Source organism: Janibacter sp. LM (assembly GCF_039631275.1).
GTDB lineage: Bacteria > Actinomycetota > Actinomycetes > Actinomycetales > Dermatophilaceae > Janibacter > Janibacter terrae.
Map to the genome: position 1 here is coordinate 119,688 of NZ_JBDIVG010000004.1, position 15,385 is coordinate 135,072.

Consider the following 15,385-nt stretch of genomic DNA (forward strand, 5'->3'; position numbering starts at 1 on the left):
TCCTGGCGACCAGCCCCCGCGTCTCGCCCGGCCTGCTCAGCCGGGATGCGTGGCGTGCCCTCGAGGCCGCCGACGCCGTCCTCGCTGCCGACCCGGGCGACGCCCTGCCGCTCGCGCTCGTCGACGACGGCGTCGCCGTCGAGACCATCGGGGCGCAGGCGCCCCACGAACGGGCGCGCCTGCTCGTCGAGGCCGCCCGGACCACGCAGGTGCTGTGGGTCGGCTCACCGGACGGTGACCCCGGCCTCAGCGATGCCGTCGCCGCGGAGGTCTCGCGGCTGGAGGACGCACCCGAGGTCGAGGTGCTCGTCGGCTCCTGGGACGTCGAGGGCGGTCGGCTGCTCGACGCCGTCGCCGTCATGGACCGCCTCCGCTCGTCCGGCGGGTGCGCCTGGGTCGCCGCGCAGGACCACGCGAGCCTGCTCCCCTTCGTCCTGGAGGAGGCGCACGAGGTGACCGAGGCGCTCGAGGCCGTCATCGCCGTCCCCGACGACGTCCGGCTGCGCGAGGAGCTGGTCGACGAGCTCGGCGACCTGCTCTTCCAGGTGCTCTTCCACGCCCGGGTCGCGGCCGACCACCCGGACGCCCCCTTCACCGTCGACGACGCGGCCGCCGCGCTCGTCGACAAGCTCGTGCGCCGCAACCCGCACGTCTTCGGCGACGCGACCGCCGAGACCCTCGAGGAGATCGAGGCGCAGTGGCAGGCGATCAAGGCGCAGGAGAGGTCCGAGCGGCCCGCTCCGTAAGGTCGTGCGCATGGACCAGCGCATCAGCTTCGTCACCCTGGCCGTCGCCGACCTCGACGCGACGCGCCGCTTCTACCTCGACGGGCTGGGGTGGCGCGCGGTTCTCGACGTCCCCGGCGAGGTGCTCATGATCCGCGTCGGCGAGCACCTCGTGCTCTCGCTGTGGGACGAGGACGAGTTCGAAGGGGAGGTCGGCCCGATCCGCGGCGGCCCGGGCATCGCGCCGGTCACCCTGGCGCACAATGTCGCCGGCGAGTCGGAGGTCGACGCGATCCTCGAGCTGGCCCGCGCCGCCGGCTCGCCCGAGGTGCAGCCGGCGCAGCGCCGCGACTGGGGCGGGTACACGGGCTACTTCGCCGACCCCGACGGGTTCCGCTGGGAGGTCGCGGTCAACCCCGGGCCGATCGGCCAGGTCGTGCTGCCGCCGGCGTCGCGCGACGAGGTGCGCGCGACCCCCTTCGGGCAGCCCGTCGGGCCCCCGGTCGACGGGTGGACGGGGGCGCCGTGGCCGCAGGTCGCGACGATCACCGGGAGCCACTGCACGATCGAGGCGCTCGCGCCCGAGCACGCGCACGAGGTGCGTCAGCAGGTCGCGGGGGAGGACCACGACGGCCTGTGGACCTACCTCAAGGAGGAGCGCCCGGGCGATGCCGCCGCCTTCGACGCATACATCGCCCGGCGCTGCGGGCCGGGCACGGTCGACGTCGTCGTCCGGGACGACGAGGGCATCGCCTGCGGGCTGGCCAGCCTGATGCGCATCGACGAGGCGAACGGCGTCGTCGAGATCGGCAACGTCCTCCTGGGGCCGCGGCTGCAGCGCACCACCGCGGCGACGGAGGCCTTCTCGCTCCTCGCCCGGCACGTCTTCGACCTCGGGTACCGGCGCCTGGAGTGGAAGTGCGACTCGCTCAACGCCCCCTCGCGCCGGGCGGCGCAGCGCCTCGGGTTCACCTGCGAGGGCACCTTCCGCCGCCACGTCGTGACGAAGGGGAGGTCCCGCGACACCACGTGGTTCGCCATGGTCGTCGTCGACTGGCCGGCCATCCGGGCGGCGCACGACGCGTGGCTCGACCCGGCCAACTTCGACGACGGGGCGCAGCGGTCCCCCCTTCGACCTCCCGTCGCAGGGGTGTGAGCCCGCCCGAGGGGCGGGTCGGTCTGCGCCCCGGTGTCGGCCAGCCGTTACGCTCGGAGCCACCCAACCCGTGTCATCGAGCACCACCTAGGAGCCGGTAGTGGCCAGCATCGAAGCAATTGGCGCGCGCGAGATCCTCGACTCGCGCGGCAACCCGACCGTCGAGGTCGAGATCGCCCTCGACGACGGCACCATCGCCCGGGCCGCGGTGCCCAGCGGTGCCTCCACCGGGGCCTTCGAGGCCGCCGAGCGCCGCGACGGTGACGACAAGCGCTACCTGGGCAAGGGCGTCGAGGACGCGGTCCGCGCGGTCGAGGACGACCTGATGCCCCGCCTCATCGGCTTCGAGGCCAGCGAGCAGCGTCTCGTCGACGCCGAGATGCTCGCCCTCGACGGGACGGACAACAAGAGCTCGATCGGCGCGAACGCCATCCTCGGCGTCTCGCTCGCCGTCGCCAAGGCCGCCGCGGAGTCCGCGGGCCTGCCGCTCTTCCGCTACATCGGCGGGCCCAACGCGCACATCCTGCCCGTCCCGATGATGAACATCCTCAACGGTGGTTCCCACGCCGACTCCAACGTGGACATCCAGGAGTTCATGATCGCGCCCATCGGTGCGCCCTCCTTCCGCGAGGCGCTGCGCTGGGGCACGGAGGTCTACCACTCGCTCAAGGCCGTCCTCAAGGACAAGGGCCTGTCGACCGGCCTCGGCGACGAGGGCGGCTTCGCGCCCAACCTCGAGAGCAACCGCGAGGCGCTCGACCTCATCCTCGACGCCATCACCAAGGCCGGCTACGAGCCGGGCAAGGAGATCGCGCTCGCCCTCGACGTCGCGGCCAGCGAGCTGCACGAAGACGGCTCCTACACCTTCGAGGGCAAGCAGATCAGCTCCTCCGAGCTCGTCGACTACTACGCCGACCTCGTCGACGCCTACCCGCTCGTCTCCATCGAGGACCCGCTCGACGAGGAGGACTGGGAGGGCTGGCAGACGATGACCGAGCGCCTCGGCGACCGCGTCCAGATCGTCGGCGACGACCTCTTCGTCACCAACCCCGAGCGCCTCGCCCGTGGCATCGCGGACCGGGCCGCCAACGCGCTGCTGGTCAAGGTCAACCAGATCGGCTCGCTCACCGAGGCCCTCGACGCGGTCGCGCTCGCGACCCGCAGCGGCTTCGCCTCGATGATGAGCCACCGTTCCGGCGAGACCGAGGACGTGACGATCGCCGACCTGGCCGTCGCGACGAACTGCGGCCAGATCAAGACCGGCGCCCCGGCCCGCTCCGAGCGCGTGGCGAAGTACAACCAGCTCCTGCGCATCGAGGAGGAGCTCGACGACGCGGCGATCTACGCCGGCGCCGGCGCCTTCCCGCGCTTCAAGGGCTGATCCAGGACATGGCCGGGACCCCGCGTCGCCGCCCTGCACGCACGAGCGCGCAGGGCGGGACGCGGCGACCCCGCGCGACCCGGCCCGCGGGGGGCGGCGCGCGCCCGACCCGCTCCCGCTCCGGCACCGCCGCCAAGGCGGCCCAGGAGCGTCGGGCCGTCATGACGACCCGACGCTGGGTGGTGCTCGTCTCCCTCGGCGTCCTGCTCGCCGTCATGCTCCTGCCGACCGGCAAGTCCTGGTACGACCAGCGCCAGCGCCTCGACGCGCTGCACGAGCAGGTCGCCGCGCAGGAGGCCAACGTCGCGGACCTCAAGCGCCAGCGCGACCTGTGGGAGACCGACGAGTACGTCGAGGCCCAAGCCCGGCAGCGGCTGAAGTTCGTCAAGCCGGGGGAGCGGACCTACACGGTCATCGACCCCGCGGGCGAGACCCCCGACGTCGACCCCGAGACGGGCACCGTCCAGGCCCCGGCGACGCAGCCGTGGTACGAGCAGGTCGCCTCCTCCGTCGAGGCCGCCGACGACCCGACCGCGGGCCGGTGAGCACCGACGAGCGGGGCAACGACCTGGAGCGGGTCGACCCGCAGGACCTCGAGACCGTCCACCGGCAGCTCGGCCGCCCGGCGCGGGCGACCGTCGCCGTCGCCCACCGGTGCCCCTGCGGCGGCCCGACGGTCCTGCGCACGGCCCCGCGCCTGCCCGACGGCACCCCCTTCCCGACGACGTACTACGCGACCTGCCCGCGCCTGACCGGCGCGATCTCGACGCTCGAGTCCAGCGGGCTCATGGCGCAGATGTCGCAGCGGCTGCTCGACGACGAGGACCTGGCCGCCCGGTACCGCGCGGCCCACGAGGACTACCTGCGTCGGCGGACCGAGCTCGGCGACGTGCCCGAGGTCGAGGGGATCTCCGCGGGGGGCATGCCCACCCGCGTGAAGTGCCTGCACGTCCTCGTCGCGCACTCGCTGGCCGCCGGCCCCGGGGTCAACCCCCTGGGGGACGAGGCGCTCGACCTGCTGCCGCAGTGGTGGCACACCAGCCCGTGCGTGGGCCCGGACGAAGGGAGCGACGCATGAGAGTCGCAGCGATCGACTGCGGGACCAACTCGATCCGGCTGCTCGTCGCCGACCGCGACAAGGAGACCGGGACGCTGAGCGACGTCCTGCGCCGCATCGAGGTCGTGCGCCTGGGCGAAGGGGTCGACAGGACCGGCCGGCTCGGGGAGGAGGCGCTGCGGCGCACCCTGGCCGTGGCCGCCGAGTACGCGGCACAGTGCCGTGAGCTGGCCGTCGACCCGGGGGCCGTGCGCTTCGTCGCCACGTCGGCCTCGCGCGACGCCGACAACGCCGCGGACTTCGTCGCCGGTGTGCAGGAGGCCTTCGGTGACCTCGCCGTCACCCCCGAGGTCATCTCGGGGGACGAGGAGGCGCAGCTGAGCTTCGCCGGGGCCACGGGCGGGCTGCTCGACGCGGGCTTCGAGGGGCCGTACCTCGTCGTCGACATCGGCGGCGGCTCGACCGAGATCGTCCGCGGCACCCACGAGGTCGTGGCCGGCACCTCCCTCGACATCGGCTGCGTGCGACTCACCGAGCGGCACCACCGCACCGACCCACCGACGCAGGAGGTCATCGACGCCGCGCGCTTCGACATCGCCGAGGCGCTGGACCGGGCCGAGGCCGAGGTCGGGCTCGGCGGCATCCAGACCGTGGTCGGGCTCGCCGGGTCGGTGACGACCGTGACCGCCCAGGCCCTCGGCCTGGGCTCGTACGACCCCACGGCGATCCACCTCGCCCGGGTGCCGGTCGCACAGATGATGGAGTCCTGCGAGCGGCTCATCCTCAGCACCCGCGCCGAGCGGGCTGCGCAGCCCTACATGCACCCCGGCCGGGTCGACGTCATCGGCGCCGGCGCGCTCATCTGGTGGGAGATCCTGGAGCGGGCGCTCGGCGCCAACGGCCCCGACATCGTCGTCACCGCCTCCGAGCACGACATCCTCGACGGCATCGCGATGTCGATCGGCGCCGTCGCCGCGGAGGGCGTCGACCAGGCTGGCTAGTCTGACGGCCACGCCCCCGTAGCCCAACTGGCAGAGGCACGCCACTTAAAATGGTGCACGGTGCGGGTTCGAGTCCCGCCGGGGGTACGCGCGGACGACGACGGGTCGTCAGACCTCGATCCGGCCGACCGGTGTGCGCTTCTCCGCCTGGAAGGCGTCCTCGGTCCGACCTCGCGCCCAGTAGCCCGAGATCGACAGCGCCTCGCGGGGCACGCCCCGCTCCTTGAGGACCCGGCGCACGGCCTTGATCGACTCGCGCTCGCCGTGCGCGAAGACCTGCACGGTGCCCGCGTCGACCTGCTCCGGCCACGGCGCCGCGTCGATCGCGCGGGCGAGGAAACCGATGTCCGAGGGGTCGGGGTTGACGAGCCACTCGACGCGCACGCCCTCGGGTGCGGCCAGCTCGAGCACGTCCTCCGCCAGCTCCACCTCGATGAGCGCGACGCCCCGCGCGGACGCGGGGAGCGCCTCCAGCGAGGCGGCGATCGCCGGCAGCGCGGACAGGTCACCCGCGAAAAGGTGCCAGCCGACCTGCGGGTCGGGGGCGTAGCCGCCGCCCGGCCCCATGACGACGGCGACGTCACCCCCCTTCGCCCGCTGGGCCCAGGGTCCGGCGTACCCGACGTCGCCGTGCGTCACGACGTCCAGCGTCAACCGTCGCGCCTCGCGGTCGATCGCACGGACGGTGTAGGTGCGGGTCACCGGCTGCAGGTGCGCGGGCGCGCTCTCGCGGATCGCGGCGAGGTCGAAGGGGGGCTCCAGCCCGAGCTCGTCCGGCACGAAGAGCAGCTTGACGTACGCGTCGGTCGACTCCCGCGCGCCGAAGTCCGCCAGCGACTCGCCCTCGAGGACGAGCCGCACGAGGTGCGGCCCGAGCGGCTCTGCGGACTCGACCGTCAGCACGCGCTGGGGCCGGGGCGGACGTGCTGCGGGGGTCGTCATAAAACTAAGGCTACCCTTATGCGACCGTCGCGCTGCGACCCCCTTCGTGGGCCGTGGTGATCCGTGCCACGATGCTTGTCATGCAGATCGCCAGCCACATCTCCGACCTGATCGGCAACACCCCGCTCGTCAGGCTCAGCTCCGTCGTCCCCGAGGGCTCCCCCCTCGTCGCGGCCAAGGTCGAGTACCTCAACCCCGGCGGCAGCATCAAGGACCGCATCGCCCGCAAGCTCATCGACGCGGCCGAGGCCTCCGGCGAGCTGAAGCCCGGTGGAACCATCGTCGAGCCGACCTCCGGCAACACCGGCGTCGGGCTGGCGCTCGTCGCGCAGGAGCGCGGCTACCGCTGCATCTTCGTCTGCCCCGACAAGGTCGGCAAGGACAAGATCGACGTGCTGCGGGCCTACGGCGCGGAGGTGCAGATCGTGCCGACCTCCGTCGCGCCGGACCACCCGGACAGCTACTACTCGGTGAGTGACCGGCTGACCGCGGAGATCGAGGGGGCGTGGAAGCCCAACCAGTTCTTCAACCTCAACGGGCCGCAGGCGCACTACGAGAGCACCGGTCCGGAGATCTGGGAGCAGACCGACGGGGAGATCACCCACCTCGTCACGGGCATCGGCACCGGCGGCACGATCACCGGCACCGGGCGCTACCTCAAGGAGGTGTCCGGCGGCCGGGTCAAGATCATCGGCGCCGACCCCGAGGGCTCGGTCTACTCAGGCGGCACCGGCCGGCCGTACCTCGTCGAGGGCGTCGGCGAGGACATGTGGCCCGGTGCCTACGACCCGTCCGTGCCCGACGAGGTCATCGCGGTGAACGACCAGGAGGCCTTCGCGATGACGCGGCGCCTCGCGCGCGAGGAGGGCCTGCTCGTCGGTGGGTCGAGCGGCATGGCCGTCGTCGCGGCGCTGCGCGTCGCCGAGACCGCCGGCCCCGACGCCACAATCGTCGTCCTGCTGCCCGACGGCGGCCGCGGCTACCTCGGCAAGATCTTCGACGACGAGTGGATGGCCTCCTACGGCTTCCTGCCGGGTGACGCAGGCAGCGACGCCAGCGTGGGTGAGGTGCTCCGCGGCAAGTCCGGCGAGCTGCCCGACCTCGTGCACACGCACCCCAACGAGACGATCCGTGAGGCCATCGACATCTTGCGCGAGTACGGCGTCTCCCAGATGCCCGTCGTCGGCGCGGAGCCGCCGGTCGTCATCGGCGAGGTCGCGGGTGCGGTGACCGAGCGGGACCTGCTCACCGCCGTCTTCGAGGGGCACGCCTCGCTCGCCGACCCGGTGAGCGCGCACATGGGCGCCAAGCTGCCGCAGATCGGTGCCGCCGAGCCCGTCTCGGCCGCGACCGAGGCGCTCGAGCACGCCGACGCGCTGCTCGTCGTCGAGGGCGGCAAGCCGGCCGGCGTCATCACCCGGCAGGACCTGCTGGGCCACCTGTCCCACCGAGCGAAGGGCTGAGACACCATGGGTGAGCACAAGAGCGCGGCGGACGCCCGCGCCAGCCAGGGCTTCTCCACGCGAGCGATCCACGCGGGCTACGAGCCCGACCCGCTGACCGGTGCGGTCAACGTCCCGATCTACGCCAGCTCGACCTTCGCCCAGGACGGCGTGGGCGGCCTGCGGGGCGGCTTCGAGTACGCCCGTACCGGCAACCCGACCCGTCAGGCGCTCGAGGCCAACGCGGCGTCGATCGAAGGGGGGACCCACGGTCGTGCCTTCGCCTCCGGCATGGCGGCGACGGACGCGATCCTGCGGGCCTCCCTTCGCCCCGGGGACCACCTCGTCATCCCGGACGACGCGTACGGCGGCACCTTCCGGCTCATCGACAAAGTCTTCTCGCAGTGGGGGATCGAGCACACGCCGGCCCCCGTCGGCGACGTCGACGCGATCCGCGCGGCGATCCGACCCACGACCAAGCTCGTGTGGCTCGAGACGCCGACCAACCCGCTGCTCAACATCGGGGACATCACGGCGGTGGCCGAGGTCGCCCACGCGACCGGGGCCCGGTTGGTCGTCGACAACACCTTCGCCAGCCCGTACCTGCAGCAGCCGCTCTCCCTCGGCGCCGACGTCGTGCTGCACTCGAGCACGAAGTACCTCGGCGGACACAGCGACGTCGTCGGCGGCCTGCTCGTCACGGACGACGAGCAGATCGATGCCGACATCGCCTTCCTGCAGAACGGGTCCGGCGGCGTACCCGGGCCCTTCGACGCGTACCTGACGATGCGTGGCATCAAGACGCTCGGGGTGCGCATGGACCGTCACTGCGACAACGCGGAGGCGGTCGTGGACCTGCTGTCCGCGCGCAAGGAGATCACCTCGGTCCTCTACCCGGGCCTGCCCGAGCACCCGGGTCACGACGTCGCAGCGCGGCAGATGACCCGGTACGGCGGGATGATCTCGGTGCGCATGGCCGGCGGGCGCGAAGCCGCGCAGCAGCTGTGCGCGCGGGCCGAGGTCTTCACCCTCGCCGAGTCCCTCGGCGGCATCGAGTCGCTCATCGAGCACCCCGGCGCGATGACGCACGCGTCGACCGCCGGCTCGATGCTCGAGGTGCCGGACGACTTGGTGCGCCTGTCCGTCGGCATCGAGGACTGCGCGGACATCCTCGCCGACCTCGAGCAGGCGCTCGACGGCCTGTCCTGAGGCCGGGATCGCCTGTGGAGGGCGGGAACACCGCGACGCGGTCGTGCGCTTAGTCTGGTACCAGTCAGCGGCGACCGCGTCGCGCCAGCCCCTCACCAGGAGCACACATGAGCAACCCGATCCTCGGCCGGGTCGAGCAGGATGCCCAGCGCGGGTACGCGGGCTTCCGTGACTCGAGCACCCAGTACCCGCAGCAGGGCTACCAGCAGCCCGGTTACCAGCAGCCCGGTTACCAGCAGCCCGGTTACCAGCAGCCCGGTTACCAGCAGCCCGGTTACCAGCAGCCCGGTTACCAGCAGCCCGGTTACCAGCAGCCCGGTTACCAGCAGCAGGGCTTCCCGCAGCAGGGCTTCCCGCAGCAGGGCTACGGCCAGCCCCAGCCCGGCTACGGCCAGCCCGGTCCCGTCGGCGGCTTCGGCGGGGGTGGCGGCGGTGGCCGCGCCCTGACGCTCGACGACGTCATGATCCGTACCGGTGCGCTCTTCGGCGTCATGCTCGCCGTGGCGGCGATCGGCTGGACGCTCACCTCGGTGGGGCCCGGCGTCGGCGGCATCATGATGATGGTCGGCCTCGTCGGCACCATCGGCATGAGCCTGTTCATGATGTTCCGGCGCAAGCCGGTCGGTGCGCCGCTCGCGGTCGCCTACGCCGCCCTGGAGGGCGCCTTCGTCGGCCCGATCAGCGGCATCTACCACCAGATCTACGACCCGGTGGGGACCAATGTCTTCGAGTCGATCGTCACCCAGGCGATCCTCGCGACGGTCTGCGTCTTCGCCGCGATGCTCACCCTGTACAAGACGGGCGTCATCAAGGTCACGCAGAAGTTCCGCGCCATCGTCAGCATGGCGATCCTCGGGTACTTCATCTTCTCGATGATCAACCTGGGCTACATGCTCTTCTTCGACGGCTCGCCCTTCGGCTTCGGTGGCACCGGCATGCTCGGCATCGCCATCTCGGTCTTCGGCACCGGCCTCGCGGCCGTGACGCTGGCGCTCGACTTCGACTCCATCGAGACCGCGATCCGCACGGGCGCCCCGGCGAGCTACGCGTGGCACCTGGCCATCGGTCTCCTCGTCACCCTCGTCTGGCTCTACCTCGAGCTGCTGCGCCTGCTGGCCCGGCTCCGCTCGGATTGATCCCGGACGACATCGCGACCGAGGTCGGCCGCGCGGTCCGCAGGTGGCAGCAGCTGCCACTGGACCGCGCGGCCGACGCGGTTGCGGGGGTGCACGACCTCCTCGAGGAGCTCGCGGGGGAGCGTCTGCCCGACCTGGGTCCGGCCGTGGTCATGGACCAGATGCGGGTCGTCGTCTTCGACGCCTGCACAACGGGCGAAGGGGGCCCCCCTCACCTCGCGCGGCGCCTCGCCGACCTGCGCCTCTCCTGGTCCTGACGAGGCCGCGAGAGGCTGCATTGCCCTAGGGGAATGCAGCCGGGGGGCCTCCCCTTCGCCCGCGGCAGGTCACGTCGTGCACTACCGCCGGGGGTGATGGTGCACGACGTGACCCACCACCGGCCCCAGCGGTGCGCGAGGCCCAGCCGCATCGCCGGGCGGCCTCAGAGGTCGGTGACCTCGTGCACGCCCCGGCGACGGAGCATGGCCCAGGGGCCCCGGGGGCCGGCGCGCTTGCCGCTGAGGTGGGCCGGTCCGACCTCGGTGCCCGGGGTGGACGCCGCGCGCTCGGCGGCGTCGTCCAGCGCGCCGATGCCCTCGCCCAGTCGGGCCTCGGGCTCGGAGTCGTGCTCGGCGCCCTCGGGCCAGGCCCGCAGCTCGGCCGCGACGGAGGGCAGCAGCGCCGAGGCGACCCGGGCGTAGCCGGCGGCCGAGGGGTGGAAGCGGTCCACGCTGAACATCACCGCGGGGCTGGCCTCGAACTCCGGGCCGAGCAGGTCACCCAGCGACACCGTGCGGGCCCCGGCCTCGACCGCGGCCACGGTCTGCGCGGCGGCGAGCTCGCGGCTCCACTGCCGCAGCAGCTTGTTGAGCGGGAAGGGGATCGGCTCCACGGTGCCGAGGTCGGGGCAGGTCGCGACGACCACGGGCACGTCGAGGGTGCGCAGGTAGCGGACCGTGCGGCCGAGGTGCTCCACGGAGACCGAGCGGTCGATGCGGTGGGTCACGTCGTTGGCGCCCACGAGGATCACGGCGACGTCCGGATTGTCGATCCGCGCCAGGGCCTTGGACAGCTGGACGTTCAGGTCGGAGGACTCGGCGCCTACGACCGCCTCGTTGGTCAGCTCCACGGGGCGGCCCATGATCGCAGCCAGACCGCTCGCGAGGATCGCGCCGATCGTCTGGTACCGGTTGTCGGCGCCCATGCCCGCCGCGGTCGAGTCCCCGAGGATCAGCAGGCGCACCGGGTCGCCCGGGGCGGCGCCGTAGAGACCGTCGTCGTCGGGCGCTCCCTCGAAGGGCTGGCCCACGATCCGGCGGGTGAGCTTGGCCTCGGCCTGGATGAGCCCGTAGCCCAGGCCCGCCAGCGTCACACTCGCCATGGCCGCGCCGGCTGCGCCGACGGCGGCACGTCCGGCCATGCGTCCCAGCTCCGCCATGCTTCTCCCTCGCTCGGTGTCGATCCCTCGAGGCCACCTTGTCATCCCCGGGTGACGATGCCAACGAGCCACGGCCCGCAGCCCGCCCATTGGGTACCGTCGGTGACGATGGCCCCCTTCGTCACGAGGACACGATGAGCGAGTACCCCCACCTCTTCACCCCGCTCGACCTGGGGTTCACCACCCTGCGCAACCGCACGATCATGGGGTCGATGCACACCGGTCTCGAGAACCGGGCGAGCAGCTTCGAGCGGCTCGCCGCCTTCTACGCCGAGCGGGCGAAGGGGGGCGCCGGGCTCATCGTGACCGGCGGTTTCGCGCCGAACATCGAGGGCAGCTTCTACCCCTTCGCCTCCAAGCTCACGACCCGCCGCGAGGCCCGCCGGCACCAGCAGGTCACCGACGCCGTCCACCGCGAAGGGGGCAAGATCGCCCTGCAGATCCTGCACGCGGGGCGCTATGCCTACCACCCGTACTCGGTGTCGGCCTCCTCCACGAAGTCGCCGATCACCCCCTTCGGTGCCCGCGGGCTGAGCGAGCGCGGGGTCCGCCGGCAGGTCCGGGGCTTCGCGCGTGCGGCCGAGCTGGCCCGCGGCGCGGGCTACGACGGCGTCGAGGTCATGGGCTCCGAGGGGTACTTCATCAACCAGTTCCTGGCGCCGCGCACCAACCAGCGCACCGACGGGTGGGGCGGCACGCCGGCCAACCGCCGCCGGATCGCCACGGAGATCGTGCGCGCGGTGCGCGCGGCCGTCGGCGAGGACTTCATCATCGTCTACCGCCTCTCGGTCCTCGACCTCGTCGAGGACGGCCAGACGTGGGAGGAGATCGTCACCCTGGGCCAGGAGATCCAGGCCGCCGGTGCGACGATCCTCTCGACCGGCATCGGCTGGCACGAGGCCCGGGTGCCGACGATCGTCACCTCCGTGCCGCGGATGGCCTTCACCGAGGTCGCCGAGCGGCTGCGGCCCCACGTCGACATCCCGGTCGTCACGAGCAACCGCATCAACATGCCCGACCAGGCCGAGCAGGTCCTCGCGGAGGGGCGCGCCGACCTCGTCCAGATGGCGCGGCCGTGGCTCGCCGACCCGCAGTGGGCAGCCAAGGCCGAGGCCGGTCGCGCGGACGCGATCAACACCTGCATCGCCTGCAACCAGGCCTGCCTCGACCACACCTTCCGGCGCCAGACGGCCTCCTGCCTGGTCAACCCGCGCGCCGGCCACGAGACCGAGCTCGTACTGGCTCCCACGTCCCGTCGCAAGCGCGTCGCGGTCGTCGGCGGCGGCCCCGCCGGCCTGTCCGCGGCCGTCTCCGCCGCCGAGCGCGGCCACGACGTCGAGCTCTTCGAGGCGGGGGAGGACATCGGCGGCCAGTTCGCGCTCGCCCTGCGCATCCCGGGCAAGGAGGAGTTCGCCGAGACGATCCGGTACTACCGCGGCGAGCTCGAGCGGCGCGGCGTGCGGGTGCACCTCCGCACCCGTGCCGGCGTCGACGACCTCGCCGGGTACGACGAAGTCGTGCTCGCCACCGGGGTGAGCCCGCGCGTCCCCGAGATCGAGGGGATCGACCACCCCATGGTGCTCACCTACCCCGAGGCCGTCCTCGGTACCCGTGAGGTCGGGCAGCGCGTCGCCGTCATCGGTGCCGGCGGCATCGGCGTCGACGTCACCGAGCTCCTGACGACCGTCGAGTCGCCGACGCTGGACCTCAAGGAGTGGCAGGACGAGTGGGGCGTCGACCCCTTCTCACCCGGCCGAGGCGGGCTCAAGGAGCCCCACCCGTCGCCGTCTCCCCGCACCGTGTACCTGGTGCAGCGCAAGGAGAGCAAGATCGGCGCCGGCCTCGGCAAGACGACCGGATGGGTCCACCGCGCCGCGATCAGGGCCAAGGGCGTCCACCAGGTCACCGGGGCCACGTACGAGCGCATCGACGACGACGGCCTGCACATCACCGTCGACGGCCGGCCGCGCACCCTCGCGGTCGACAACGTCGTCGTGTGCACCGGTCAGGAGTCCGTGCGTGACCTCGTCGAGCCGCTGCGGGCGAAGGGGGTCGTCGTGCACGTCATCGGTGGCGCCGACGTCGCGGCCGAGCTCGACGCCAAGCGCGCCATCCGCCAGGGCACCGAGCTCGCGACCACCCTCTGACGCGCGCCGCCTCACGTCCTGCTGCGGCTGGACGCCGGGCCGCCCACCAGGGACGGTGCCCGACCTGACCCCCGACGTCGCCGACCTGGTCCCCGACCGCCGGCTCGCGCCGGTGGACGGGCTGGGTCAGGGGCGGGAGTGATTCGCCCCGAAGGGCACCCTCGGGCTACCGGGGCGGGGCGATGTCCTGCTGCGCGGGGACCTCGTCCTGGCGCAGGATGCCGACCTGGCAGGTCAGGCCGTTGGGCCCGTGGTTGCAGTACCCGCCGGGGTTCTTGTGCAGGTACTGCTGGTGGTAGTCCTCGGCGTACCAGAACGTGCCCACCTCGCTCGCCGGGCGCATCTCGGTGCTGATCGGCGGGAGCTGGTGGCTGGCCAGCTCCTCGCCGAAGGACGCGGCGGTGGCCTCGACCGCAGCGCGCTGGGCCTCGCTCGTCCAGTAGATCGCCGAGCGGTACTGCGTACCGACGTCGTTGCCCTGGCGGTCGGGCGTCGTCGGGTCGTGGTTCTCCCAGAACGCCTTGAGCAGCAGCTCGGGACGGGTCCGCTCCGGGTCGTACGCGACGAGGACGCTCTCCGTGTGGCCGGTCAGGCCGGAGCAGGTCTCCTCGTACGTCGGGTTCGCGGTGAAGCCGCCCATGTACCCCGCGGCGGTCGTGACCACCCCCGGCAGCTGCCAGAAGATCCGCTCCGCCCCCCAGAAGCAGCCCATCGCGACGTACATGACCTCGGTGCCCGCCGGCCACGGGCCCTCGAGCGGCGTGCCGAGCACCTCGTGCAGCTCCGGCACGGAGAAGGTCCTCTCGGCTCGCCCCGGCAGGGCGGTCTCGGCGGTGGGCATGGGCGGGATCCGGCGACCGAACATGACTCCAGTGTCGCAGGTCGGGCGAAGGGGGAGTCCTCCCCATTGGGGAGACGACACCCCGGTCCCTACCCTTGGGCCTGACGACAGTGGAAGGCGGGAGATGGCACAGCACCTGAGCCACGGCGCGGACGTCGAGCGACTCGACGACATCGCCGTCGCCCTGCGCCGCCAGAGCGACGCGGTCGCGGAGATCGGCGCTCGCGGCGCGACGCTCCTGGAGCGGCTGCGCGTGCTCTGGCAGGGGCCTGACTTCGAGAGGTTCGCCGGGGAGTGGCGCGCCGCCCGTCGCACGATCGAGGGCGCGGAGACCCAGCTGCGGGTCTACAGCCGCAAGGCGGGTGCGGCGTCCGAGCTGCAGCGGTCCGCGTCCGGCGGCCCCTCCGGCGACGGTGGCCGGCCCGGCCAGGTCTTCCGGCGCCCCGACGACGGCCAGCCCGTGGGCGCGCGCGAGGCGGAGCCGCCGCGTGCGGCCTTCCTCCCGACGGTGCCGCTCGCGGTGCCGCCACGGCTCGAGGGCGAGCTCGTCGGTGAGAGCACGTGGTCCGGTCCGGCCTTCCAACGGCTCGAGCTCGGCGTCTACCCGCCGGTCGGGCCCGCGGAGCCGAGCTCCAGCTGGATCCCGGGGGAGCGGGGCGTCGCCTTCGACCCCACGCAGACCTCGCGGGTCGCCCCCCTTCGCCGCGCGCCGGAGGGCGGGGAGTGGCTGCACGTCCACGAGCACTGAGCCGGCGCCGGGCACGACGCAGGGGGTGTCCCGACCAGTGGTCGGGACACCCCCTGCGTCGTGCCCGGCGCCGGCTCAGTGCTCGTGGACGTGCAGCCACTCCCCGCCCTCCGGCGCGCGGCGAAGGGGGGCGACCCGCGAGGTCTGCGTGGGGTCGAAGGCGACGCCCCGCTCCCCCGGGAT

Annotated in this window: 15 protein-coding genes and 1 tRNA gene; 13 read left to right on the top strand and 3 right to left on the bottom strand. The window is 72.9% G+C overall.

Annotation, left to right across the window (positions count from 1 at the left end; genetic code table 11):
* Positions 1-32 precede the first annotated feature (32 nt).
* The 7 genes from ABC138_RS03090 to ABC138_RS03120 all read left to right on the top strand — a co-directional run bounded on the left by ABC138_RS03090 (position 33) and on the right by ABC138_RS03120 (position 5,407).
* Entirely contained in the window at positions 33-746 is a 714-nt protein-coding gene (locus ABC138_RS03090; RefSeq protein WP_345912732.1) for a MazG nucleotide pyrophosphohydrolase domain-containing protein, read from the top strand.
* 10 nt (positions 747-756) lie between these two features.
* Complete coding sequence (locus tag ABC138_RS03095) at positions 757-1,881, top strand: GNAT family N-acetyltransferase (protein ID WP_345912719.1); 1,125 nt, start codon at positions 757-759, stop codon at positions 1,879-1,881.
* Positions 1,882-1,981: 100 nt separating this feature from the next.
* Positions 1,982-3,262: a phosphopyruvate hydratase gene (eno, locus tag ABC138_RS03100; protein ID WP_345912720.1), complete on the top strand. Its 1,281-nt coding sequence runs from the start codon at positions 1,982-1,984 to the stop codon at positions 3,260-3,262.
* 8 nt (positions 3,263-3,270) lie between these two features.
* Positions 3,271-3,807 carry a septum formation initiator family protein gene (locus tag ABC138_RS03105; RefSeq protein ID WP_345912721.1) on the top strand — a complete coding sequence of 179 codons (537 nt, stop codon included), beginning with the start codon at positions 3,271-3,273 and terminating at the stop codon, positions 3,805-3,807.
* Positions 3,804-4,340, top strand: a complete 537-nt coding sequence (locus ABC138_RS03110; protein ID WP_345912722.1) for a DUF501 domain-containing protein — start codon at positions 3,804-3,806, stop codon at positions 4,338-4,340. The genes ABC138_RS03105 and ABC138_RS03110 overlap by 4 nt, the downstream gene beginning before the upstream one ends.
* Positions 4,337-5,320, top strand: coding sequence for a Ppx/GppA phosphatase family protein (locus tag ABC138_RS03115; RefSeq protein WP_345912723.1), 984 nt, complete (start codon positions 4,337-4,339; stop codon positions 5,318-5,320). The genes ABC138_RS03110 and ABC138_RS03115 overlap by 4 nt, the downstream gene beginning before the upstream one ends.
* A 12-nt stretch (positions 5,321-5,332) precedes the next feature.
* Positions 5,333-5,407 (top strand) — tRNA-Leu (locus ABC138_RS03120).
* Positions 5,408-5,428: 21 nt separating this feature from the next.
* Here ABC138_RS03120 and ABC138_RS03125 read toward each other — a convergent pair.
* Complete coding sequence (locus ABC138_RS03125; protein ID WP_345912724.1) at positions 5,429-6,262, bottom strand: siderophore-interacting protein; 834 nt, start codon at positions 6,260-6,262, stop codon at positions 5,429-5,431.
* Positions 6,263-6,342: 80 nt separating this feature from the next.
* Between ABC138_RS03125 and ABC138_RS03130 the strand changes: the two genes are divergently transcribed.
* The 4 genes from ABC138_RS03130 to ABC138_RS03145 all read left to right on the top strand — a co-directional run bounded on the left by ABC138_RS03130 (position 6,343) and on the right by ABC138_RS03145 (position 10,306).
* Complete coding sequence (locus ABC138_RS03130) at positions 6,343-7,725, top strand: cystathionine beta-synthase (protein ID WP_345912725.1); 1,383 nt, start codon at positions 6,343-6,345, stop codon at positions 7,723-7,725.
* A 6-nt stretch (positions 7,726-7,731) separates the two neighbouring features.
* Positions 7,732-8,913, top strand: a complete 1,182-nt coding sequence (locus ABC138_RS03135) for a cystathionine gamma-synthase (RefSeq protein ID WP_345912726.1) — start codon at positions 7,732-7,734, stop codon at positions 8,911-8,913.
* Positions 8,914-9,020: 107 nt separating this feature from the next.
* The gene (locus tag ABC138_RS03140) at positions 9,021-10,049 is read left to right on the top strand and encodes a Bax inhibitor-1/YccA family protein (RefSeq protein ID WP_345912727.1); all 1,029 of its coding nucleotides are present in this window, start codon (positions 9,021-9,023) and stop codon (positions 10,047-10,049) included.
* A complete protein-coding gene (locus tag ABC138_RS03145) occupies positions 10,046-10,306 on the top strand; it encodes a hypothetical protein (protein WP_068321645.1) in 261 nt (86 codons plus the stop codon). The genes ABC138_RS03140 and ABC138_RS03145 overlap by 4 nt, the downstream gene beginning before the upstream one ends.
* Before the next feature lie 164 nt (positions 10,307-10,470).
* Here the strand turns inward: ABC138_RS03145 and ABC138_RS03150 are convergent, their stop codons facing one another.
* On the bottom strand, positions 10,471-11,466 hold the full coding sequence (locus tag ABC138_RS03150; RefSeq protein ID WP_068321650.1) for an SGNH/GDSL hydrolase family protein: 996 nt from the start codon (positions 11,464-11,466) through the stop codon (positions 10,471-10,473).
* Between the two features lie 134 nt (positions 11,467-11,600).
* Between ABC138_RS03150 and ABC138_RS03155 the strand changes: the two genes are divergently transcribed.
* Positions 11,601-13,613: an NADPH-dependent 2,4-dienoyl-CoA reductase gene (locus tag ABC138_RS03155; RefSeq protein WP_345912728.1), complete on the top strand. Its 2,013-nt coding sequence runs from the start codon at positions 11,601-11,603 to the stop codon at positions 13,611-13,613.
* Positions 13,614-13,779: 166 nt separating this feature from the next.
* Here ABC138_RS03155 and msrA read toward each other — a convergent pair whose 3' ends face one another.
* Entirely contained in the window at positions 13,780-14,478 is a 699-nt protein-coding gene (gene msrA / locus ABC138_RS03160) for a peptide-methionine (S)-S-oxide reductase MsrA (RefSeq protein WP_345912729.1), read from the bottom strand.
* A gap of 100 nt (positions 14,479-14,578) precedes the next feature.
* Here msrA and ABC138_RS03165 point away from each other — a divergent pair, with 100 nt between their 5' ends.
* Positions 14,579-15,202: a hypothetical protein gene (locus ABC138_RS03165; RefSeq protein WP_338537666.1), complete on the top strand. Its 624-nt coding sequence runs from the start codon at positions 14,579-14,581 to the stop codon at positions 15,200-15,202.
* Positions 15,203-15,385 lie beyond the last annotated feature (183 nt).

Excerpts from the sequence above, each read along its gene's own strand:
- ABC138_RS03095 (WP_345912719.1), top strand. The coding sequence starts at position 757 with ATGGACCAGCGCATCAGCTTCGTCACCCTGGCCGTCGCCGACCTCGAC.
- ABC138_RS03105 (WP_345912721.1), top strand. The coding sequence starts at position 3,271 with ATGGCCGGGACCCCGCGTCGCCGCCCTGCACGCACGAGCGCGCAGGGC.
- ABC138_RS03115 (WP_345912723.1), top strand. The coding sequence starts at position 4,337 with ATGAGAGTCGCAGCGATCGACTGCGGGACCAACTCGATCCGGCTGCTC.
- ABC138_RS03125 (WP_345912724.1), bottom strand. The coding sequence starts at position 6,262 with ATGACGACCCCCGCAGCACGTCCGCCCCGGCCCCAGCGCGTGCTGACG.
- ABC138_RS03130 (WP_345912725.1), top strand. The coding sequence starts at position 6,343 with ATGCAGATCGCCAGCCACATCTCCGACCTGATCGGCAACACCCCGCTC.
- ABC138_RS03135 (WP_345912726.1), top strand. The coding sequence starts at position 7,732 with ATGGGTGAGCACAAGAGCGCGGCGGACGCCCGCGCCAGCCAGGGCTTC.
- ABC138_RS03140 (WP_345912727.1), top strand. The coding sequence starts at position 9,021 with ATGAGCAACCCGATCCTCGGCCGGGTCGAGCAGGATGCCCAGCGCGGG.
- ABC138_RS03150 (WP_068321650.1), bottom strand. The coding sequence starts at position 11,466 with ATGGCGGAGCTGGGACGCATGGCCGGACGTGCCGCCGTCGGCGCAGCC.
- ABC138_RS03155 (WP_345912728.1), top strand. The coding sequence starts at position 11,601 with ATGAGCGAGTACCCCCACCTCTTCACCCCGCTCGACCTGGGGTTCACC.
- msrA (WP_345912729.1), bottom strand. The coding sequence starts at position 14,478 with ATGTTCGGTCGCCGGATCCCGCCCATGCCCACCGCCGAGACCGCCCTG.
- ABC138_RS03165 (WP_338537666.1), top strand. The coding sequence starts at position 14,579 with ATGGCACAGCACCTGAGCCACGGCGCGGACGTCGAGCGACTCGACGAC.